Annotated in this window: 16 protein-coding genes and 1 pseudogene; 15 read left to right on the top strand and 2 right to left on the bottom strand. The window is 59.2% G+C overall.

What is annotated here, in order from left to right:
* Positions 1-850 precede the first annotated feature (850 nt).
* Positions 851-1,165 (top strand): hypothetical protein, encoded by a 315-nt coding sequence (locus QA649_RS36250; protein WP_283021376.1) that lies wholly within the window; start codon positions 851-853, stop codon positions 1,163-1,165.
* A 24-nt stretch (positions 1,166-1,189) separates the two neighbouring features.
* Here QA649_RS36250 and QA649_RS36245 read toward each other — a convergent pair.
* Positions 1,190-2,099, bottom strand: a pseudogene (locus QA649_RS36245) (DUF2130 domain-containing protein).
* A 529-nt stretch (positions 2,100-2,628) separates the two neighbouring features.
* Between QA649_RS36245 and QA649_RS36240 the strand changes: the two are divergent.
* The 13 genes from QA649_RS36240 to QA649_RS36180 all read left to right on the top strand — a co-directional run bounded on the left by QA649_RS36240 (position 2,629) and on the right by QA649_RS36180 (position 18,546).
* Entirely contained in the window at positions 2,629-2,907 is a 279-nt protein-coding gene (locus QA649_RS36240) for a helix-turn-helix transcriptional regulator (protein WP_209312059.1), read from the top strand.
* A complete protein-coding gene (locus tag QA649_RS36235; RefSeq protein ID WP_283021375.1) occupies positions 2,897-4,240 on the top strand; it encodes a HipA domain-containing protein in 1,344 nt (447 codons plus the stop codon). Before QA649_RS36240 ends, QA649_RS36235 begins: the two co-directional genes overlap by 11 nt.
* Before the next feature lie 510 nt (positions 4,241-4,750).
* On the top strand, positions 4,751-5,158 hold the full coding sequence (locus QA649_RS36230; protein WP_283021374.1) for a hypothetical protein: 408 nt from the start codon (positions 4,751-4,753) through the stop codon (positions 5,156-5,158).
* A 1,338-nt stretch (positions 5,159-6,496) separates the two neighbouring features.
* Positions 6,497-7,747, top strand: a complete 1,251-nt coding sequence (locus tag QA649_RS36225; RefSeq protein ID WP_283021373.1) for a Tm-1-like ATP-binding domain-containing protein — start codon at positions 6,497-6,499, stop codon at positions 7,745-7,747.
* Complete coding sequence (locus tag QA649_RS36220) at positions 7,740-8,603, top strand: phosphoenolpyruvate hydrolase family protein (RefSeq protein WP_283026175.1); 864 nt, start codon at positions 7,740-7,742, stop codon at positions 8,601-8,603. Before QA649_RS36225 ends, QA649_RS36220 begins: the two co-directional genes overlap by 8 nt.
* On the top strand, positions 8,596-10,365 hold the full coding sequence (locus QA649_RS36215; RefSeq protein ID WP_283021372.1) for an FAD-dependent oxidoreductase: 1,770 nt from the start codon (positions 8,596-8,598) through the stop codon (positions 10,363-10,365). The genes QA649_RS36220 and QA649_RS36215 overlap by 8 nt, the downstream gene beginning before the upstream one ends.
* 908 nt (positions 10,366-11,273) lie before the next feature.
* On the top strand, positions 11,274-12,137 hold the full coding sequence (locus QA649_RS36210) for a branched-chain amino acid ABC transporter permease (protein ID WP_283021371.1): 864 nt from the start codon (positions 11,274-11,276) through the stop codon (positions 12,135-12,137).
* Positions 12,134-13,354: a substrate-binding protein gene (locus tag QA649_RS36205; RefSeq protein WP_283021370.1), complete on the top strand. Its 1,221-nt coding sequence runs from the start codon at positions 12,134-12,136 to the stop codon at positions 13,352-13,354. Before QA649_RS36210 ends, QA649_RS36205 begins: the two co-directional genes overlap by 4 nt.
* A 65-nt stretch (positions 13,355-13,419) precedes the next feature.
* Positions 13,420-14,430 carry a branched-chain amino acid ABC transporter permease gene (locus QA649_RS36200; RefSeq protein WP_283026174.1) on the top strand — a complete coding sequence of 337 codons (1,011 nt, stop codon included), beginning with the start codon at positions 13,420-13,422 and terminating at the stop codon, positions 14,428-14,430.
* Positions 14,417-15,151: an ABC transporter ATP-binding protein gene (locus QA649_RS36195; protein WP_283021369.1), complete on the top strand. Its 735-nt coding sequence runs from the start codon at positions 14,417-14,419 to the stop codon at positions 15,149-15,151. The genes QA649_RS36200 and QA649_RS36195 overlap by 14 nt, the downstream gene beginning before the upstream one ends.
* On the top strand, positions 15,144-15,839 hold the full coding sequence (locus QA649_RS36190) for an ABC transporter ATP-binding protein (protein WP_283021368.1): 696 nt from the start codon (positions 15,144-15,146) through the stop codon (positions 15,837-15,839). Before QA649_RS36195 ends, QA649_RS36190 begins: the two co-directional genes overlap by 8 nt.
* A 77-nt stretch (positions 15,840-15,916) precedes the next feature.
* Positions 15,917-17,173: an amidohydrolase family protein gene (locus tag QA649_RS36185; RefSeq protein WP_283021367.1), complete on the top strand. Its 1,257-nt coding sequence runs from the start codon at positions 15,917-15,919 to the stop codon at positions 17,171-17,173.
* 152 nt (positions 17,174-17,325) lie between these two features.
* Entirely contained in the window at positions 17,326-18,546 is a 1,221-nt protein-coding gene (locus QA649_RS36180; protein ID WP_283021366.1) for a substrate-binding protein, read from the top strand.
* A gap of 58 nt (positions 18,547-18,604) precedes the next feature.
* Here the strand turns inward: QA649_RS36180 and QA649_RS36175 are convergent, their stop codons facing one another.
* On the bottom strand, positions 18,605-19,387 hold the full coding sequence (locus tag QA649_RS36175; protein ID WP_283021365.1) for an enoyl-CoA hydratase-related protein: 783 nt from the start codon (positions 19,385-19,387) through the stop codon (positions 18,605-18,607).
* A 706-nt stretch (positions 19,388-20,093) separates the two neighbouring features.
* Between QA649_RS36175 and QA649_RS36170 the strand changes: the two genes are divergently transcribed.
* The gene (locus QA649_RS36170) at positions 20,094-21,419 is read left to right on the top strand and encodes an MFS transporter (protein WP_283021364.1); all 1,326 of its coding nucleotides are present in this window, start codon (positions 20,094-20,096) and stop codon (positions 21,417-21,419) included.
* Positions 21,420-21,578 lie beyond the last annotated feature (159 nt).

Below are 21,578 nucleotides of genomic sequence, written 5' to 3'. Positions count from 1 at the left end.
TGGCTGCTTAACTGGGCTCTCCGCGCCATCCTGAGTGCCGGATGCGATTTGCTGCAGGGTACTGAGCGAGCTCGGCTCGCGGTGAAAGACGGCCGTGAAGCGTCTCGGGTAAAAAATTCGGGCGAGCTATCTGCGCCCTACGGATCCGCTAGCAGACCGGCTCGTCTGCTTCCTCCCTGACTGGCGCCGCTGCTGGAAACTCCGGCAGCGGCATCTTTTTGACTCGGACCGCGCCTCGCCGCGCGAGAAAACTGGTGTCGCGGAATTGGACGGCTCGCGACCATGCCGGAGCCTACATTCATCAAATATCCGCCAGCCACGCTTGCCCCGGTCGGTTCATGGGAGGCGGCTTCCAATCCACACGGTGGCGCTCAATCACCTTGTTTCGGAACTGCTGTACCTCATCGGGCGCCTTCATCGAAACGCAGAGGGCCCCGTCAGGTCGCTCCATCGCGAGCGATTCTTTCGATGATGCGGCAGGCCCCGGCACGCTCTTGGCTGGCTAAGGACCTCGGACGCTAATATCCCCCAATGAGCCTACCATGTGTGTAAGTTCAATGGGTTAACCGACCTTCGCCGTGCAATCGAATCCTTGCGCAACCGACAAGTATCGTGTTCGCCTGAGAGAAACTTATTCCCATATCCAGCGTGAGCTTGAAAAATTGTTCGACGACTTCGTGCTCGGGAATGCGGTGCCGTCGGCAAATTGCGATGGCCTTCTTCGCAAGATCGATCCCATCGCTCCCGCTGACCCACTCGGGGTTGTCGACTTCCCGTTCGAATTCGGAAATTGCCCCGGTCGGTAATTCGCATCCGTGCAGAAATATCTAAGATACGGCTTGAAGCGAGGGTGCTCGAAGATCTCTTCAGCTCTGGTGCCGTTTCTTTCGAAGAGGCTTTGCCGAGACCCCTTCAGGCGACCTGGCTTGTACTTGGGATCCGTGAAAAAACTGACGCGATGCTGAGGTATCGCCCCACGATCGATGAGAGATTTCATCAGCGCCAAAATCGGTACGCGATTGCTTTGGTAGACTGCGTGTGGATCGATCGCAACGAGCAAGTCATCCCGAAGATCAATCAAAGCTCTTGTTCTTCGGGTGTTAAAGCAATGTGGTACCTGTTCATGCGGTTGTTTTGGGGCACGCCCAACTCTCCGTTCGACTAAGGCGAATGGCGGGGATAGATATGCTTATCCTACTTTCCAGTCAGGTTCGCCTGCGGCTTCCAACATTGGGACCTCTAGACTGGGAATCTCCGGCATCGCCTTGCCGGCAATCGCTTGCAGGTCACCAACCATGCCGACGGTCGATTCGATCACGGCCAATATTTGCGTTTCGCGCTTGGCCCACTGCCTTCCCAAGAATTTGCGCTCCTTATCCAAATCCTCGCGCATATCGTTAAACTTCTCGACCACGGCATCCACCCGCTGGCGGAATTTTGTGCCGGTCAGGTATTGGTAGACCTGCTCCATCTTGGTCTGCTGTCCTCTCGGCCTTGCGCTTCAACTCTTCGATCGTGCGGGCCATGGATTCGATTGTTTGGTCCTTTTCCGCAACGCGCAAGCGCGCGGCTTCGTCGGCATCCTGCCTTGCCTTAGTCTGGATTCCCCCGATGGATGCGTGCACGCGTTTTTCTATGGTTAAGTCGAGCTCCCGCTTTTCCTCTTCGAGCGCTCGTTGCTGTCGCATCAACTCGGCTTGTTGCTTCTGGGCCTCGGCCAGCTTGAGGTTGTTGTTGGCCAAGCTGGCCCTTAGCTCTGCAGCCTCCGCTTCCTTCGCTTGTAGCTCAGCGGCAGCCGCCTCGCGCGCCTTCCTTCCCTCGCTAGCGGCAAGTTGCGCCCTCTCTATCGCCAATCGTTGTGCGACCCGATCTTCAAGTTGCTCGCGTTCCCTCGTAAGTTGCTCGCGTTCCAGCCGCAGCGCCTCGACTTTTCGAGCCAACTCGGCGTCCTTGCTCGCCAGCTGTTCCTGAAAGCGCTGACGCGTTTCCGCGAGCAGCGGAGCAGCCAATGATTCCGTCAGGTGGATCTCGTGATTGCAGTTGGGGCATTGCAGGGTCGGTTCAGTTGAAGCGCCGGCTGCGATTGCTTTAAAGTTCATGAACTTCCCCATTCCGACCGGTCTGGATTGAAAATCGATCCAAGTGCGATTGGGCCGTCTGCGGCGGCGATGTCTACATGCTGTTCGCCGGTCGCCGCCCTTTTCCACGCAATCCGCACTTTTGAGCCGGGCAGAAATCGCCCGCTCTTTGGCAAAGAACTGGCTTTGCCGCATTGAGGGAGATTGAAAGGGCAGTCTTCGATGTTCCTGTTATGTACTCGCGAGGCCGCCGTCAATTTGTTTCCCATCTGATGCATGTCGGGATCGGGGGTCAGCGGGCCCATGTTGAGGCACAAGTGCGCACGGTAAATTCTCAGCCTTTAGGGAATTATTGGCGTGTTAAGGCGCCAATATGTGGCTTTGCGGTAGCTTAAGGCGCCAAGTAGTTGACATCGCCAGCGAACGGTGCTATATCCCTCGGTGCCATAAGGCGCCAATAAGCCTTTTAAGGGAGCCTTAAGACGCCATGCCTCCTCGCAGTAAGTTTATCAGCGCACCACCCTCTGCCGTTCAGGAGGCGACCAAGCGCTTGGGCAACAACCTCCGGACCGCGCGCCTGCGCCGCAACCTGAGCCATACAGAGCTGGCAACTAAGCTGGGCGTAGATCGGCACGTCATCGCCGATGCTGAGAACGGGAAATTGAGCACCAGTGCCGGCGTGTATCTCGGCATGCTGTGGGCAATGAATCTTCTCCCGTCTCTTGCCGACGTTGCCAACCCGAAGAACGATGAGGAGGGGCTCGCTCTAAGCGGCCTCGATGAGCGCGAGCGTGCGCGACAGGGGGGGGGACCAAGCAATGCCTTCTGAGGAATGTTTCGTCTATATCACGCTGCCAGGCCAGACAGAACCGGTTACGGCCGGGCGGTATCAGCTCGACACGACACGCCAAGGTGCCGCCGTTGGACAATTCGTCTATGGCCGCAGCTACCTCGAGCGAAAGGATCGCGTCGAGTTCGATCCGGTCGAGCTCAAGATTCAAGTTCCGCCATTCCGAACAACGAAGCTGCGGGGCAATTTTGGCGCGTTGCGCGACAGCTCTCCGGACGCCTGGGGACGCAAGCTGATGGAAACTCGTCTGGGCAATCCGTCGCCGAGCGAAATTCAATATCTGCTCAATTCACCCGACGATCGCGCCGGCGCCTTGGGCTTTGGTCTCAACGTGCAACCGCCGGCACCTGTTCGTACGTTCAACAAGACGCTGGACTTGGCGCGTTTAATCGAAGTAGCCGACCAGATCGTTGCCGCCGAGAAGGATCCAGCAGCAGCAGCACCAGCAGGTGCTGACGCTGAACAGGCAGAGGCGTTGATGCGCGCGGGCACTTCGATGGGGGGCGCGCGGCCGAAGGCCACTGTCGAGGACGAGGGTGCGCTTTGGCTCGCGAAATTCCCCCACCGCGACGATCGATGGAATAACCCTCGGGTCGAGCACGCCATACTGACCCTTGCTCGCGGGTGCGGGATCTCGTGCGCAGAGAGCCAGATGACCACGATCGGCGATAAAGATGTCGTCCTGATTAAACGGTTCGATCGGAATAAGACGGAGAAGGGTTACCACCGCAGCAGGATGGTGAGCGCCTTGACGCTGCTCGATGCCGATGACACGCCTGATGCTGCCGATAAGCGTCAAAAATGGTCATATCTCCTGCTGGCTGACGAAATTCGGCGAGCCGCATCCGGAAGTCAGTCGAAAGATCTGCCAGAGCTGTTTCGGCGGGTGTGCTTCAACGCTCTCATCTCCAATACCGACGATCATCCACGTAACCATGCCATCTTGGCAAAGGACCAAGCGTGGTCTCTGTCACCGGCATACGACCTCACCCCGAACCCGATGATTGCCTTGGAGCGCCGGGACCTGGCGATGGCGTTCGGCAACTGGGGGCGTTACGCCAACCGGCTCAATTTGCTCTCGCAGAGTGAACGTTTCCTCTTATCAAAAGAAGAGGCAACGGCAATCGTCGACGGCATGAAAGCGATCATTGGGGAGTCCTGGTATAGGGTCTGCCGACAGGTTGGCGTCAGCGAGCGTGACTGCGAATTGATCCGTAGCGCGTTCGTTTACGAAGGCTTCGGTTACGATTTGGCGGATCCGACGATCGCAACCGACGACGCCGAAGAGCTGCCAACGACCCGTCCGCGTTAAAGCGAACGGGAAATCTGCCGAAGCGCGATGATCGCGCGCTCATCAGGCGGCCGCCAGAAGGCGCCAACCGACAGTGGACGAGACATCTAGGTCGCTAGTCCTGAGCGTGGCCGGAGGAACGCCGCAGATGCCGGATGATATCTGAATAGCGGCCAGCTTTTTCGACGCGTCGGACCAACTGCGCCAGGATCGGTAGCTTGCTTCTGCTGCTCGAAACGCCACATAGGTTTAGGTGACATCGGCATAGGCAGCCAGGCTGCCGAATGCGCGTCGTTCAGATCGCTGCCTTTCCATTGCCATACGAGATAGCCACACGCCTATTCAAAAGCCTCGAATCAACCAAAACGCGACGGACGAGGGAAGATGCAGGCTGCGTCGGCTTTCCAGTCAGACGCGACGCAAGACCTCTCGATGCCTTTGAGTACGCGTTCCTGCTTCGCGGATAATAACCGAGCAGGCGGTATTCAACTCATTTGCTAGCCCTCGGAAACGAAGCACGAGCATAATCCCGTGGGCGATATCCGGTTAGCATCCGGACAAAGCACATCTGATCCCGCGCTCAACCTGCTCGCGACTTGCGCTGCTGAAGCGGACAGGGTTGCGCCCAGTTGGTCTAAGGCGACCCTAAAGCTCGACGTCTCCGCTCTGCTGATCCCTCAATCGTCCGATCCCGCAACAGCACATAGGTTCGTCGCCCTGCAGGTAATTACAATTCGCATAACGCCGCAGATTAAATTCGGGAGTCTACAACTGAGCTTGCGGCACCTGTTCGAAAACGCAGTCGCAGCGCGTATCCTTTCGTCTTTCGCAGATCAACTTATCATCCCTGTGGACCTTCCGGCTGACGTCTCCTTCTCGACCAAAATCGCATCAAGTCAAAATCAGACCTTCAAGGCGGTGAATCCACGCAAATTGTGACGGATTATCACGGCGTAGCCGTCCATGAGCCATTTCCATTCACGGTCGCGTTTCCCACGGAAGACGGTGTCCGGATCCTGGGAGGCTCGCCGCCGAACCCAGCGACTGACCAACAAAGTTCGGAAACACGGTCCGGATCGGCAACCAATCTGACGCATCTGCAAGCTTCGGTAGACACGAAGATCCGCAATTGGCACCGCACGGGAGACAACCTGTACGTGGCACTCTCCGGTGAAGCGTTGCGATCGGCTCTCGCGGATGTGCTACCACGCGAAAGCGTCCGCACGCGTCATCACGGTACGCGCGAAGAACGCGAATGGCGAGATCGACAAAGTTGGCCTCATGCGAGATGACCTTTTGGGCGACATTTCGCTGGACATATCGCCCGACAACGCCGAATTCGCGAGCGCGGATATAACTGTCGGAGATGCCTCAGTCGGCTGGCAAGAAGGCCGAATGCTTCGGTTCCAATAAACGTATCGGCCAAAGCGCAGGCCCATGTGCATTTCAATACGGCGTTCGTGGGCGGTGGCGTTGGGACAAGCGTTGGCCTCAACGGCAGCGCCACGTCCGTTCTTAACGTCTCGGCATCGACTGTTATGCAAAACACGGCAGCCGGCAGCGCGATAGTACTTCAGCCTTTTGTCGAGTGCCGCCGCGTAGACTTGGACCTTGTGACTGACGTCAACTTGACTATCATCAAAGCTGGGACTGCTGGCCTTCAACTGAAGAAGCATATCGGAGGACAGCCGCTGCAACCGATCATCCTTTCCAGCAATATTCCACGAGCCGTGCCGTTTCCTAGCGCGAAAAACTCTGGCAAAGCTGCCGTCAATTGGCCCGCTGCCGTAGCATCGGCACGGGCCTTCACTTCCTCGAAGCGGTTGCGCGCGGCCTGCTCTTCCTGCCGAAGCCGTTACTCGGATCGCTAGCCCCTTGCAGGCGTCGGCCTTGACCTCGAAGCGTTCAGTCCCTTGGGGCGACAATCGTGCGGTGAAGCGGGACATGGGATTCCGGCTCCGGGGTTCGGCGCGCGGTCTCCCGCGGGAAATTTTTGCACCAAGATTGGCTTGATCGTTCCTGTTCTGTTTAAGACGAGCCTGGAGGCGGCGTCAATTAAGGGACCGTTTCAATGGGTTACTTTGATCGCCTTGGACGAGCCCTGACAGTCTCAGAATCTAATTGTTTGGGATTTCGAGTTCTCCGCGAAGCGGCTGCTGCTCATATGGCTGCTTGGCACCTACCCAACTTTACCCAGGTGCGCTCGTATCCGGGCTTATGAGCCATTTTACTTCGATCTAGACCTCCAAATGTCCAGAAACGTCTAGGAGGAAGATCGTGTCTCACCATTGCGAGGGCGACCTGAGGTCGGTCCGGGATGGTCACGCCTCCGATCTTGCGGGCAAGGTCGCGATTATCGCAACCTTGGACACAAAGGGCCGCGAAAGCGCTTATCTCGCGCGCGTCATCGAACAGTGGGGCCGCAAGACTCTTACGATTGATGTAGGCACATCAAACAGGAGGTGCAGAAGCGAGGCGGATAGCAGCGCTGAACGGGTGGCTGCACCCGCTGAGCTCTTACGGGAAATAGCCGCGGGCGCGCGTGAAGAAGTCAAGAAGCTCCTCCGATCAGGTGCGATCGACGCCGCCGTCGGAGTGGCGGGCGGCAAAGGTAGCGCAGTCTTCGGTGAAGTTGTATCGGATTTGCCGTATGGATTCCCAAAGCTGCTGGTGAGCAGCGCGAGGCCAGCCCTCCTGGCCGAACTCGCCCTCCACCATGACATCATCCTCTATCCGACCCTGATCGATCTGTTCGGAATCAACGCGTTCACCGAACGCGTTCTGGACAATGCAGGGCGCGCCATTGCGGCGATGCGCTATGTGCCTGCTCGAGAGCGGCGGAAGAGAAAGACTGTTGCGATCACTGCCTTTGGGGTCACGACGCCGGCGGCAAATCGCTGTGTAGCGCGGCTGGCAGAGGCAGGCGTCGACGCGGTTGTCTTTCCGGCCAATGGCGCTGGGGGCCGCAAGATGGAGCAGCTCGTGTCCGCCGGTGAGTTCGATGCGGTGATCGATTTGACCACAACCGAGCTCGCTGACGAGCTGGTCGGCGGCACGGCCAGTGCAGGTCCGGATCGGCTCAAAGCAGCTTCTCACCGCATGATTCCTCAGCTTATCGCACCGGGAGCTGTCGACATGGTGAACTTTGGCCCTCCCTCGAGCGTGCCTGCCGAGTTCAAGGGGCGCCAATTCTATTCGCATACCCCCTTCACGACGCTCATGCGCACGACCGCCTCGGAGAACGAGCGCATAGGCACGCTCACAGCAGAGCGCCTCTCGCAAGCAAAGGCGCCCGCCCTCGTGTTGTGGCCGGCCAAGGGGGTGTCTGACTATGACCGGGACGGTGGAATCTTTCGAAATCCTGAAGCCGATAGAGCCTGGTTCGATGCTGTCAGGCAAAACCTCCCGCCCTCGATCATCGCTCGCGAGCTGGATTGTCACATCAACGATCCGGAATTTGCGGACGCGGCCGCATCGTGGATCGTTGAACGACTGACACCAGGAGGGTCCTCCCGTGCGGATGTTTGATCGGCCCGAAATACTCGCAAAGATCACAGCTCAAGTTGAGGCGGGAAAGGCAGTGCTTGCCGCGGCGAGCAGTTGCGGGCTCGTCGCAAAATGCGCAGCTCTGGGCGGGGCTGACATGCTCGTGGTCTACAGTACTGGGTTATCGCGGTTGATGGGGCTGCCGACGAGCCGGATCGGCGATTCCAATGCGCGAACGCTTGAGCTGGCGGCGGAGATCCGCAATGTCGTCTCCTCCGTTCCTGTTATAGGCGGTGTCGAGGCGTGGGATCCCCTCCGGCTCGACCTCGATGATCTTCTGGACAAGTTCTGGGCTGCCGGCTTCTCCGGCGTGATCAACTACCCGACCATTTCAACGATGGGTGAGAAATGGCGTGAGCGTCGAGGCCGCGTCGGGCTCGGCTTTGAGCGTGAAGTTGAGATGATCGCGGCCGCTCGCAAGAAGAACATCTTCTCGCTCGCCTACGTCGCAAGCCCGCACGACGCCAAAGCGATGGCAACGGCGGGAGCCGACTGCATCGTCCCACATGTCGGCGCAACGCGCGGCGGGCTTGTGGGGCATGAGGAGGGACAGTCGATTGAAGAGGCCATCAGGCGCATCAACGACATCAATGCTGCAGCTCAAGCTGTCCGCCCGGACGTCACCCTTCTCTGCCATGGGGGGGCAATCGCTGAGCCCCAGGATACCTCGGAAGTCTACCGATCGACCGGATGTGTCGGATTCGTTGGCGCCTCCTCCATCGAACGGATCCCGATCGAGCGGGCGGTGAAGGCTGCTGCCGCTGAATTCAAAGCCGTTCCGCTCACGCGAGAGCGTCAGCATCCACTGCAGAATCTGCACCGAGGCACGAATGAATAGCCCAGTCGCCGAATTGAAACCCAATGCCGCTTCCTTCTCCAAAGCAAGCAAGCCAACGCACGATTTGGAGACGGACGTGCTCGTGATCGGTAGCGGCGCGGCCGGACTGTCCGCAGCGCTCTATGCGGCAAAGGCCGGGCTTCGCGTGACGGTGTGCGAGAAGTCTGACCGGCTCGGTGGCACGACCGCCCTGTCGAACGGCATGATCTGGGTTCCATGCTCAATACAGGCCCGAGCCGCGAAAATCGATGATTCGATTGCGAAAGTGAAGACCTATCTGCAACACGAACTTGGCAATTACTATCGCCCCGAGTTCGTGGACGCTTATCTTGAAGACGGCCCAACGGCGCTCGCCAGCTTGGAGAATGGGAGCGAAGTGAAGTTCACACTGGCCTCCGCTCCAGATTATCATTCCAGCCAAATCGGCGGGGTCGACAAGGGGCGGGCGCTGAGCCCAGCACCTTACGACGGACGGCTTCTCGGCAAGGATTTCGACCTGATAGGTGATCCGATTCGCGTCGTGCTCGGCGGCATGATGATTTCGTCCGGCGAGGTCAGAAGTTTCCTCAACCCCTTCCAGTCGGCTGCCTCGCTCAAACACGTCCTGCGCCGGGTCAGCCGCTACGCAGGCGACCGGCTGCGCTACAGGAGGGGCACTGAACTCAGTGGCGGGAATGCGCTGATTGCGCGGTTATTGGTAAGCCTTCGTAGATATGGCGTTGAAATCCGGCCACGCTGCCCGGCGGTAGATCTGACGAGGGAGGGAGGGAGAGTTACTGGCGCACTCCTCAAGCGGGATGGCAGAGATCTCCGCGTCCGCGCCTCGCACGGAGTGATCCTGGCAACCGGTGGCTTTGCGCGGAACGGGAAATTACGCGCCCAGCTCAGCGGAGCCCACCAGCACAATGATACGCTCGCCCACAGCGATGTCACCGGCGATGGTATTGCGCTCGCAGGCAAGCTCGGAGCTGCGATCGATAATGACGTTGCATCGAGCGGCTTCTGGACGCCCGTCTCGATCCTCAGGAACGGCCGCTCCTTGCAAGTGGTCCCGTACGGCTGGCTCGATCGTGGCCGTCCAGGCGTCATCGCGGTGGGGCCAAATGCCAAGCGCTTCGTCAATGAATCCAATTCGTATCATGATATCTGCCTTGCCATGTTCAACAACGGTTATCCGGCGGACAAGCGGTTCTATTTCATCTGCGACAAGGAATTCGTTCGCCTCAGGGGCATGGGACATCTGCTCCCCTGGCCATGGACATTGAGTATCAACAAGTATGCCCGGTTGGGCTACATCGAGATCGGCCGGACTATTGCGGAGCTTGCAGCGGAATTGGGGCTCGACCCCGACGAGCTCCAAAAGACCGTTGAAGAACACAATGCCCACGCAGCTGAAGGACGCGATCCGCTCTTCAACCGGGGGGAATCGGCTTTCAACCGCACGCTGGGAGATCCGGCGGTCGGAAAGAAAAACCCGAACCTTGGGCCTATCAAGAGCGGCCCATTCATCGCACTCCCAATTGTCCCGGCAACCCTTGGGACGGCGACCGGCCTCTCAACAGATGCAGAGGGACAGGTCCTGAATGGAAATGGGGCGCCGATCGCAGGACTTTATGCCTGCGGCAATGACATGACCTCGCCGATGCGTGGAATCTATCCTGGGGCAGGCATTACAATCGGGCCGGCGATCGTGTTCGCCTACCGCGCGGTCCACAGCATCGTGCGGTCGGCGCGACAGGAGCAGCCCGCGGCGGCATCATGAGCGTAAGCCGAATGTTCTCTCCTGTTCCCCCGCGACGACGGACCAGAAGTAAAGCGAGAGTGCGCATGGCCAACCAGCACCGCTATAAACACGTTATGAGCCCTGCCGGGCTTCATGCAACTATGATCTCATGAACTGGAGGGGCACGATGCGCCGCTCACGCCACGCCAAGATCGTCGCAACCGTCGGCCCGTATGAACGCTCACCGGGAGGCAGTTGCGAGGCCCCGGTAATGCTGAACTGGTCGGTGAAAGAGTTCGCCGACCGAAGCGGGTTGTCATGCGCCGTCGTCAGGCGGCTAGAAGAGTATAATGACACGCCTCCGGCGTCCGACAAGTTGCTTCAAACCTTGTAAAACAGGTTTGCGGGGCGAATTGAATCTACATTTCCGCTGGTTGGCAAGGCAGGCTTCGGCCGCAATGAGCTTTTCAGTACTGAACAAACAGCCTGCGGCATAGTCAAGTGGTGCGTCATTTCACCTGATTTCTTCCAATGGTTCGACATCGTTCGCGGCGGAACGCATTTGCGCCCCCTGCGACTCGGTTAGGACATGCGGGTAGCTCTCCTATCGTTTTGGCTGAATTGAAATTGGCCTGGCGAGAACGTTCGCGGCCCGCCGGCGGCTCTCTTTACGCGGGCGCAATGTCGGTTGCCCGGCGAACATTACCCAACATTACTCAGACCTCCCTACGTTTCTCTAGGCAATCTCGCGCAGCATGTCGTGAATGAAGCGCCGATAGGCGGGCCGACCGAGAAGCCCACCATCGCCTGCAACTCCCATTGCCGGGATGACCTTCTAGGAGCACTCTCGTGCCAGCAGCCCTTCGTTTCCAACGAGTAGCTCACCCCTTCAAACGATCGGGGTGAAGAAGATGTGCTCGCAATCTCAAGGAATCTGAGGCAGCGGCATGGATACGCTACTTATCGCCATGTTCGAAATCTTGAGCTTCGGCGCGATCGTTGTCCTGGTCGTGCTCGGCCTCGGAATCATTGCCAGCATGATGGGTATCTTCAACTTCGCCCAGGGCGAGTTCGTCCTGCTGGGCGCCTACGTCACTTATCTCGTGCACAGCCTCGGTTTGCCGGTCCCGCTCGGCATGCTTGTTGCGCCCGTCGCGGTCGGCGCGCTTGGTTTCGTGCTGGAAAAAGTCGTGGTGCGACGGTTCTACGCCGCTCCAATCGTCGCCATGCTTGGCACCTATGCGCTCGGGCTGATCATTCGTGAAGCCGTGCGCGGCCTGACCGGCGGACTCTATCTCTCCGTGCCGGAGCCAATCAGTGGCTCTATCATGATCGGTGGCCTGCATTTCGCCGCCTGGCGGAGCGTCATCGTCATAATCACTTTGCTGGTGATGGCCGCGAGCCATGCACTGCTTGCCCATACCTCGTTCGGCCTGCGAGTCCGCGCCTCGCTGGAGAACCCACAGCTAGCGCGTGCCTCGGGCATCTCCACGGGCATGATCTACAGCGTCACCTTTGCGTTTGGCGCGGCGCTCGCGGGCCTCGCCGGCGCGCTGATCGTGCCGGTCTTTTCGCTGTTCGCCGATCTCGGCATCCGATTTCTTATCCAGAGTTTTGTTGCCGTGATGGTCGGCGGCGTCGGGTCCTTCGCGGGCCCGGTCGCGGGCGCCAGCGTCATCGGCACGTTCAGTGCCTGGTTGCCTTGGCTGATGTCGCCGGTCATCGCCGACGTTCTGGTGTTCGTGCTCGCCATCATTTTCATCAAGTTCCGGCCGCAAGGCCTAATTTCGGGAAGAGGGGTCAACCGATGATCAACGCCAACCGTCAACTGAGCCGCCGCCGCTTTCTCGGCAATTTTGCCTTCGCTTCTGCGGCCATCGCCGCGGGCCCCGGGAGCTGGGTGATTCGCCCGGACTGGGCGAACGCTGCGGAAGGTCCGATTAGGCTCGGCATTGCGACCGATCTTACGGGGTCACTCGGCTTTGCCGGCAACACCGACGCCAATGTCGCTCGCATGCTGGTCAAGGAGATCAACGACTCCGGCGGCCTGTTGGGACGCCCGATCGAACTCCTGATTGAGGATACTGCCTCCGACGAATCCGTCGCCGTGGGAAATGTGCGCAAGCTGATTCAGCGAGACAAGGTCGACTTGGTGATCGGCGGTATCTCGAGTTCGATGCGCAATGCGATCAAGGACGTCATTATCTCTCGCGGCAAAACGCTCTATATCTATCCGGAAGGTTACGAAGGCAAAGAGTGCACGCCCTCTCTGTTCTGCACCGGGCCGGTACCGGCTCAAAATTGCGACCAGTTCATTCCCTGGTTGATCAAAAATGGTGGCAAACGCTTTGCCCTACCTGGCTCCAATTATGTTTGGCCGCAAACAATTAACGCCTATGCGCGCAAGGTGATCCAGAGCAGTGGTGGCGAAGTCGTCTTTGAAGAATACTACCCGCTCGATCAGATCGACTTTTCCTCTACGGTTAACCGCATCATATCCAACAAAGTAGACGTGGTTTTCAACGCCATTGTCCCGCCCGGCGTTAGCCCGTTTTTCAAACAGCTCTACCAAGCCGGATTCTCCAAAAACGGCGGGCGGCTGGGCTGCGTCTATTACGACGAAAACTTCCTGGAAATGAACCAGGCCCATGAGATTGAAGGGCTTGCGAGCAGCCTCGACTACTACAAGGTGCTCGCGGCGGAGGATCCAGTGAGCGCCAGGATTCAATCGGCTTACGACAAACAATTCCCTGCCAAGTTCCGGTTCTCGGCAGGCAGCGCCGCTACCGGCACCTATCGAGGACTGAAGCTGTGGGAAGCTGCAGTGAAGGAGGCCGGTACAATTGACCGCGACGCGGTAGCCGCCGCCCTCGACCACGCGAAAATTGCGGAAGGGCCGGGCGGGCCTGCCGAGATGGCGCCCGGCAAGCGGCACTGCAGGATGAAGATGTACATCGGAGTGGCGAAGGGCGGCCAGTACGAGATCGTCGCGCGCAGCGCCGGCCTGGTCGATCCGAAGGAGTGCTGATGTCATCGACCGGCACTGGCATACAGCCCCCGCCACGCGTCATTGAAGCTGCTCGTTCGCCCCTCATGGCATCTGCCTTCGCAGGGCGAAAGAAGGTGCTTCCGATTCTCGAACTAGCGTTGCTGATTGCCGCTTCCATCGCACCTCTCGTCTTGCGGGATTACATCACTGTCTATGCGACACGAGTGCTCATTCTGTGCCTCTTCGCGTTATCGTTCGATCTGGTGTGGGGCTATGCGGGTATCTTGAGCTTGGGTCAGTCGCTGTTCTTCGGCATGGCCGGCTACGGTGTGGCGCTGCTTTCTCGCGATTTCGGGGTTGGATCGATCTTTGCCGTTCTTCCGGCCGGAACCCTGATAGGCTTTGTGGCCGCATTGTTGCTGGCGGGCTTCCTGCTGCTCGGCCGTCACCCCTCCAGTGTGGTCTTCGTTTCGCTTGGCACTATGACCGGAGCTTACGCAGCTGACCGCCTGGCGAGAGGTTCACATTATCTTGGCGGTCAGAACGGTATTCCGTCGATCCAACCGATGACAATCGGCTCGCACGAATTGAGCGAGGGCCCAGGTTTCTACTACCTGGTGCTCGCCATTCTAGTTTTAATCTACCTTCTGTCGCGCTTTCTGTTGCGATCCCAGTTCGGCCTCGCGCTGGCGGGATTGCGAGAGAACGAACAGCGGATCGCCTTCTTCGGGTACAAAGTGCAACATTTGAAGGCGATCATATTCGCAATCAGCGGCGCGATTGCAGGTACTGCCGGTAGCCTTTATGCGTTTCACGAGGGGTTCGTCTGGACGAACATGCTGGGCGTGGTCATGTCGACTCAGGTCGTGCTCTACGTCTTGTTCGGCGGCTCCGGGACATTGATCGGTGCGGTCATCGGCACGGCGATTGTCGAGGGACTCAGCTTCTGGCTGTCCGACAACTATCGCGATATTTGGCCGATCATTCTCGGCGTTCTGCTGTTGCTCGTCATTCTGTTCCGGCCCCTCGGCTTGATCAGCCTCGTGTTGGGCGAGCGGGAACGTGTAGGTCATTTCGGCCCGAGCCTCAAGGAGAAGCGCAATGCCGCTCCTTGAAGCCGCCGGCATCTCCAAGGTCTTTGGCAAGCTCACCGCTCTGGACGGAGCGGCGCTCACCGTCGGCGAGAGTGAGTTTCATGGCCTCATCGGGCCGAACGGCTCGGGCAAGAGCACGCTGATGAAGTGTCTTGCAGGTGCGCTCGTGCCGACCCGAGGTAAGGTGACGTTCATCAACACTGACGTCACCTCGTTTACGCCGCCAGAGCGTGCGCGAGCCGGCATGAGCCTGAAATTCCAGATCACCGCCGTGCTACCGACCCTCACGCTTTACGACAACATTCTGCTCGCACTGCAGGCCCGGTCGTCACTGCTTGACCTGGCGTTCTCGCGCACTCGGGGACGACTGCACGAGGAGGTCATGACGCTGCTCCTCCAGTTCCGGCTCGCCGATCGCGCCTTTGATGCTGCGGCGACCCTATCTCACGGGCAGCAGCAATGGTTGGAGATCGCGATGGCGCTCGCATGCCGACCGCGTCTGCTGCTGTTGGACGAGCCCACCGGCGGCATGAGCCTGGAGGAGCGCCGCGTCACCGGCGAATTGCTGCAGCCGGTCAAACCGCATTGCTCGATCGTCATCGTGGAGCACGACCTGGATTTCATCCGCGACATCTGTGACCGCCTGACCGTGCTCGATCAGGGCAAGGTGCTGGCGTCAGGAACGGTTGCCGAGATCCAAGCCAACAGAAGCGTCCAGGAGATTTATTTGCGCCGTGCCTGAATTCCTCAATATCAAGCATCTCGATGCCGGCTATGGACGTAGCCAAGTCTTGTTCGGAGTCAATATGGCCATCCCGCGGCGTGGCGGGGTGGCCGTCCTCGGCCGCAACGGCGCCGGAAAGAGCACGCTCATGAAAGCGATTGTGGGCGAACTGCCGGCATGGAAGGGCTGCCTGCAGTTCAACGGCCAAGACATCGATGGCCGGCGGACCGAAGTGCGGGTGCGGGCCGGCATTGGATATGTGCCGCAAGAGCATTCAGTGTTCGCGCGCCTCTCCGTGCGTGACAATCTCGCCGTCGGATCGCTTTTGCACCGCGATGGATCGGCAGTGGACCGGGTGATGAGGATGTTTCCGAAACTCGGCCAGCGCCTCGATCAGCCGGCCGGAACGCTGTCCGGTGGCGAGCGCAAGATGCTCGCAATCGGGCGCGCGATCCTCGGAAACCCGAAACTCCTCCTGCTGGATGAGCCGACCGAGGGTGTCTGGATCGGCGTCATCGAGGAGATCACCGAGCGCTTGGTCGAGCTAGCCGGAGAGATCGCCATCATCATCGTCGAGCAACATCTCGACCTCGCAATGCGTGTAGCGGAGCAGGCCTATGTGCTCGATCGCGGCCGTGTCGCGCTTTCGGGCCCGGCGCAACAACTGCGCAACGACCCGCGGCTGTTGACGTATCTGGCGCCGTAGAGGCGTTCGCCGGCGGCCACTCCCTGGTGGAAGGTGGCGCATTCGAGTTCCTTGAGATGGCTGAGCAGAGAGGGTCCATGTCCGAAACCATCAGCGATTTTGTCAATGCGTGCCAAGTCGTCGATGTCCATGAACATCACATGCCCGAGGTCGCACACAGCCCGGACGTAAATCTGTTGAAACTGCTCCAACAGAGCTATGCGGCTTGGACGAGCCACGTGCTGCCATCCGAGCCCAAGGCAACGATCGAAGTGATATCTAGCCCTACCGAGCCGACCAACTGGGAGGCCCTTGCTCCGTTCCTCGAGAGGAGCGGATCGAACGCATTCGTCCGTAACCTCGTCCGCGGAGTCGCCGAGCTTTACGGCGTCGCCGACACTGGAATCACGCGCGACAACTGGGAGGCGGTAGACGAGTCAGTGCGCTTGCGTCACAAGGAGGCGACATGGCCAAGTGAAGTGATTGGGCGGGCCGGCATCGGAAGGATCGTAACGGACCCGTTTCTCGATCCGTTGATGGATCCGCGGCCGGTCCTTGGGCAAAGTTACGATGCGGTCCTGCGCATTAACGCATTCGCCCTCGGCTGGCATCCCGAATCTCGCGATCATAATGGAAATTGTGGGCATACGTTGCTGCGGCGCCTCGGCCTGGAGGTGAAAACCTTCGATGATTATTGCGACGCAATCCGTGAGCTCGTAGCCGGCTGCGCCCGGCGCAATCACGTTGCGCTCAAAAACGCACTCGCCTATGACCGGAATCTAAGCTTTGACGAACCGGATGAGGAACTGGCTCGGCAGGCTTGGGGACAAAGATCTCCATCCCCTGCGGCGCGCAAGGCGTTCTGCGACTTTGTCGTCGACTTGTTTTGCCAACTCGCAGGCGAGGCCGACCTGCCAGTCCAAACTCATCTTGGAACGGCAATCATAAGCGGCTCCCACCCCCTGCGCATGACCGGGTTGATTGAGCGTCATCCTCGGACCCGCTTTCTGCTGATGCATTTGGCCTATCCATGGAGCCGGGACCTGTTGGGAATGGCCTTTGTGTACCGAAATGTCTGGCTTGATTTGTGCTGGTCTTTTCTGTTGAGCCCGTCACATTTCAAGCTCGCCCTCAAAGAAGCCATTGAAGTCTTGCCAGATGAATCGCGAATGATGATTGGAGGAGATTGTCTTCACGTTGAGGAGACGTTTGCCGCGATACAGGGCGCGCGCCGGTTGATCGGCGAGGTTCTGAACGAAAAAGTCGCGAACGGTTACTTCCGGTCGCGAGACGCAGAGCGCTTGGCAATCAGAATCCTTGGCGAGAACGCGAAGGAGTTTTTCAGACTGTCCTGAATGCTGCCTTCGTTACGCGATCTTACCCAAACATGAGCTGAAGAGGCTGATTGAAACTCAAAACGAGGGATAGCTTTCAGGCTGCCGCGGCCCGCCGGAAAGAGCAGGGCACGTGGATTTCAGGGCCATGAGCTAAAGGGAGGTCAGTTCCAATGTTGAATGATCACCGACAACTCAGCCGCCGCCGCTTTCTCCGCAATTTCGCCTTTGCGTCTGCGGCCATTGCGGCCGGGCCGGGCAGCTGGGTGATCCGTCCTGACTGGGCCAACGCCGCCGAAGGCCCGATCAGGATAGGCATTGCCACCGACCTTACGGGGGCACTCGGCTTTGCCGGGAATACCGACGCCAATGTCGCTCGCATGGTGGTCAATGAGATCAACGAGACTGGTGGTCTGCTGGGGCGCCCCATCGAGCTCCTGATCGAGGACACTGCGTCCAACGAGTCCATCGCTGTTGGCAATGTCCGCAAGCTGATTCAGCGAGACAAGGTCGACCTGGTGCTCGGTGGCATTGCGAGCTCGATGCGCAACGCCATCAAGGACATCATCATCTCTCGTGGCAAGACGCTCTACATCTATCCGCAGGCCTACGAAGGCAGGGAGTGCACGCCCTATCTGTTCTGCACCGGCCCGGCACCGGCGCAGAATTGCGACCGGTTCATCCCCTGGCTGATCAAGAATGGTGGCACACGCTTCGCGTTGCCTGGCTCCAACTACGTCTGGCCACAAACAATCAACGCCTATGCGCGCAAGGTGATCGAGAGTAGCGGCGGGGAGGTGGTGTTCGAGGAGTACTATCCCCTCGACCAGATCGATTTTTCATCGACCGTGAGCCGCATCACGTCCAACAAAGTAGACGTGGTATTCAACAGCGTCATCCCCCCGGGCGTAGGCTCCTTCTTCAAACAGCTTTATGAAGCGGGCTTTTCGAGGAATGGGGGGCAGCTGGGCTGCGTCTACTACGACGAGAACACGCTCGAAATGAATCAGGCTCACGAGATCGAAGGCCTCGCCAGCAGCCTGGACTATTACAGGGCGTTCGCGGTGGAAGATCCGGTGAGCGCCAAAATTCAGTCGACTTACGAAAAGCAGTTTCCTGGCAAGTTCCGGTTCTCAGCAGGCAGCGCCGCGACCGGCACTTATCGAGGGTTGAAGCTGTGGGAAGCCGCAGTCAAGGAAGCCGGTACAATTGACCGCGACGCGGTCGCCGCCGCGCTCGACCACGCAAAGCTTGCGCAAGGGCCTGGCGGGCCGGCGGAGATGGTGCCGGGCAGGCGCCACTGCAGGATGAACATGTATGTTGGTGTGGCAAGGGCCGGCCAATACGAGATCGTCGCCCGTAGCGCCGGCCTGGTCGACCCGAAGGAGTGTTGAATGCCCCATGTTGCACGGGCCGGCTTCGCTGGGGCCGCATGCGGGCAGATCGCGATACCTAGTTCCCGCGATAGTTCGGCGGCCTCTTCTCGAAGAAGGCGTTCATGCCTTCCTGTTGGTCAGCTGTGCTGAAGGCAAACCGGATCGCTTGGCGCTCAAACTCGAGCCCGGCGTCCAGCGTGGTCTGAAACGCGGCGAGAACGGCGGCTTTGGCAAGTTCAGCCGAACGGGGAGGCTTTTGCGCAATCAGATCGGCTAGTTCGAGCGCACGAATCTGCGCCCTGCCGCTTTCGACAACTTCCGCCACAAGGCCGGCCTGCATCGCGATCCGCGCCGTGATGGATTGGCCGCTCAGGATCATCAGCATGGCCAGCGACTTGCCAGCCACGCGTGTCAGCCTTTGCGTAGCGCCGTCGCCCGGCAATATCCCGATGTTGATCTCAGGCTGCCCAAATACCGCCCCTTCGCCTGCTATCACGATATCCGCGAGCAGTGCCAATTCGTGGCCGCCGCCGAAGCATATGCCCTCGACTGCGGCAATGAGAGGCTTGGGGAAATTGACGACATCCCTCCAGGCAGAACGTCGCGCGGAATTGTCGATTGCCTCAAAGCCGCGCTCTCGCATCTCCTTGATGTCCGCGCCGGCAGAGAAGAACGCATCACTGCCACAAAGCACGACACAGCGGACATCTTCGTCGATTGCGGCATCGCGCAAGGTGGCGCCTAGATCCACGATCATGTCGTTGCTTAAGGCGTTTCGTTTCGATTTCCTGTTCAGCGTCAAAAGGCGCACGTGGGGCGCGACAGATGTCGACAGGATGAGATCGGACGTCTTCGTCATGGAGCGGTTCTCCTGAAGGAATATGGGAGTCAGGCCCTTAAACTGAAATCGATTTCTTAGCAACGACGCTCTTTGAGGGCTATTTTCACGGTATCAGCCGCACGCGGCGCTGACGCCACAAGCTCTAGGCGGGCTGAAGATGGGCCCCATAAGGCGGACCTCAGCCTTGAAAAGCGGCTTGACTCCACGGTTCCGAATTCCTATTGATCGTGAAATCGATTTCAAAGATTGGTGTCAAAATGCCCGATGAATGCGGGAAACCGGAAGCGTGCGGCCGGTGGGTCGCATCTGAAGGATCTCATTGACGCTGCGGCGGTCTTGCGACGCCGCGCTGTCCAACAAGAACATCAGCTTCTTCAGAAGCGCGCTTAGAGCAACAGGAGGAGGGTTAGCCATGGGAATGGCACGGAATGTCGCGCGCGCTTTATGCGAGCCGCCGCGCAAGTCGGAAGCAACGATGGAGGCGTCCTGCGCGATTGTCGTGCAACGGCCACTCGTGAGGCGAGGCCCGCAAATACATGAAGCCAGGCGGGCTTTCCGTCGGCATCCCGGGCACCTTTTTCTCCTGGCTTCCGCGGGTCCGGCCTGCTCAAGGCCGCCGCTCTCGTAGACCCCATCGCGGCGGGCGCAGTTGAGCCGACGAGCGGCTGCTCGTTCTCGCGCGACCCGCAACATCATTAACGTCATCAACAAAGCCCGAGGACCCATGAACATCATTGCTCAGCCCAGCGCTGGACCCATCCAGCTTGACAAGCAAACTGCCAACAAGCGGATGACCGCCGGCCTTGGAGGAGGGGTGGCGCTGGAGTGGTACGACTGGAATGTCTACGGCGTAATGGCAGCGTTTCTCTCGCCGCACTTCTTCCCTTCCGATGATCCCACCACCTCGCTGCTGGCGGGGCTGGCCGTGTATGGGGCGGGCTTTTGCGCACGACCGCTCGGCGCGGTTTTGCTGGGGCCGGTCGCAGATCGCATCAGCCACAAGCGCGTGATGCTGATCTCGGTCACGGCCATGGCGGTTTGCTCGCTTTTGATATCCTTGCTGCCCACTTACAAGGACCTCGGCGTCACGGCGGCCATAGCGCTGCTGATCATGCGTCTAATTCAGGGGCTTGCCACAGGCGCTGAGGCTGGTGTCGCCAACGCCATTGCAATTGAATTGGCGCCACCTGGAAAGGAGGGACACTACCTCGGTCTGATTGGTGGCACGTTCATCCAGTTAGGAAACCTTGGATCCAGCCTGGTTGCCTTCCTGGTGAGCGCCTCCGTCGCACCTGAAGCCATGCGCGAGTGGGCCTGGCGCATACCCTTTGCGGTCGGTGGCGTGCTCGGCCTTTTGATCATCTATCTGCGCACGACGGTGCCGGAAACCTTGATCAATCGAGCCATGCATCGTCAAGACGAGTCTTCGCGCATTCAGGAAACGACTGGCGGTGTGTGGAAAACGCTATGGAGCGTCCGCCTTTCGCTGCTCGCCGTCATCCTGGTGATCGGGTCGGTGCAGATCGCCAACTATGCCTGGAACACCGGTCTGCCGAACATGGCAAACACAGTCTTCAAGGAGAACAGCACGTATGTGTACGGGATCATGACGCTGATGGTCCTGATCTGGATGGTAACGGCGCCTCTTATCGGCGCTTTCGCGGACAAGGTGCGACCCTCGCGTGCGTTCACGATGCTGCGCCTTTTGCTCATCCCATGCTTCTTCCTGACACTGCTCTATTCGGAAAAAGGCATCGTCACGTTCTTCTTTGTCACGGTGTTCGGCGGCGCGATCGTCGGCTTCAACATGGCCCTCTATAACTTCATCGCCACCACGCTGATGCCGCGCGCCGTGCGGACCACCGGAGTGGCTCTCGGCTATGCGCTCGGCGTCTCTTTGTTTGGCGGGACGTCACCCTATCTGCTGGTCTGGTTGCAACGCGAGCACATCGCCTGGATGTTTCCCGTCTACGGATCGTTGATCGCGCTCCTCAGCGTGCTGGTCTACCAGATCGCCAAGAAGCGCGGGCGCCTCTACATCGGTGAATGAACACGCTCTGCCCCTGCGCTTCGCCGTACCCGCGGCAGACGCAAAGTGTCCACGTCAGGTGCAAAACATAAGAGCGCTCGCGCGTATCCCTTTGAGCATGGGGTCGGCGCAAGCGTCCTTGCGAGAGCAGTCATTCAAAACACAAAGACTGCTTACGCG

Source organism: Bradyrhizobium sp. CB1717 (assembly GCF_029714325.1).
Classification (GTDB): domain Bacteria; phylum Pseudomonadota; class Alphaproteobacteria; order Rhizobiales; family Xanthobacteraceae; genus Bradyrhizobium.
This window is presented reverse-complemented; position numbering and strand designations above follow the sequence as displayed.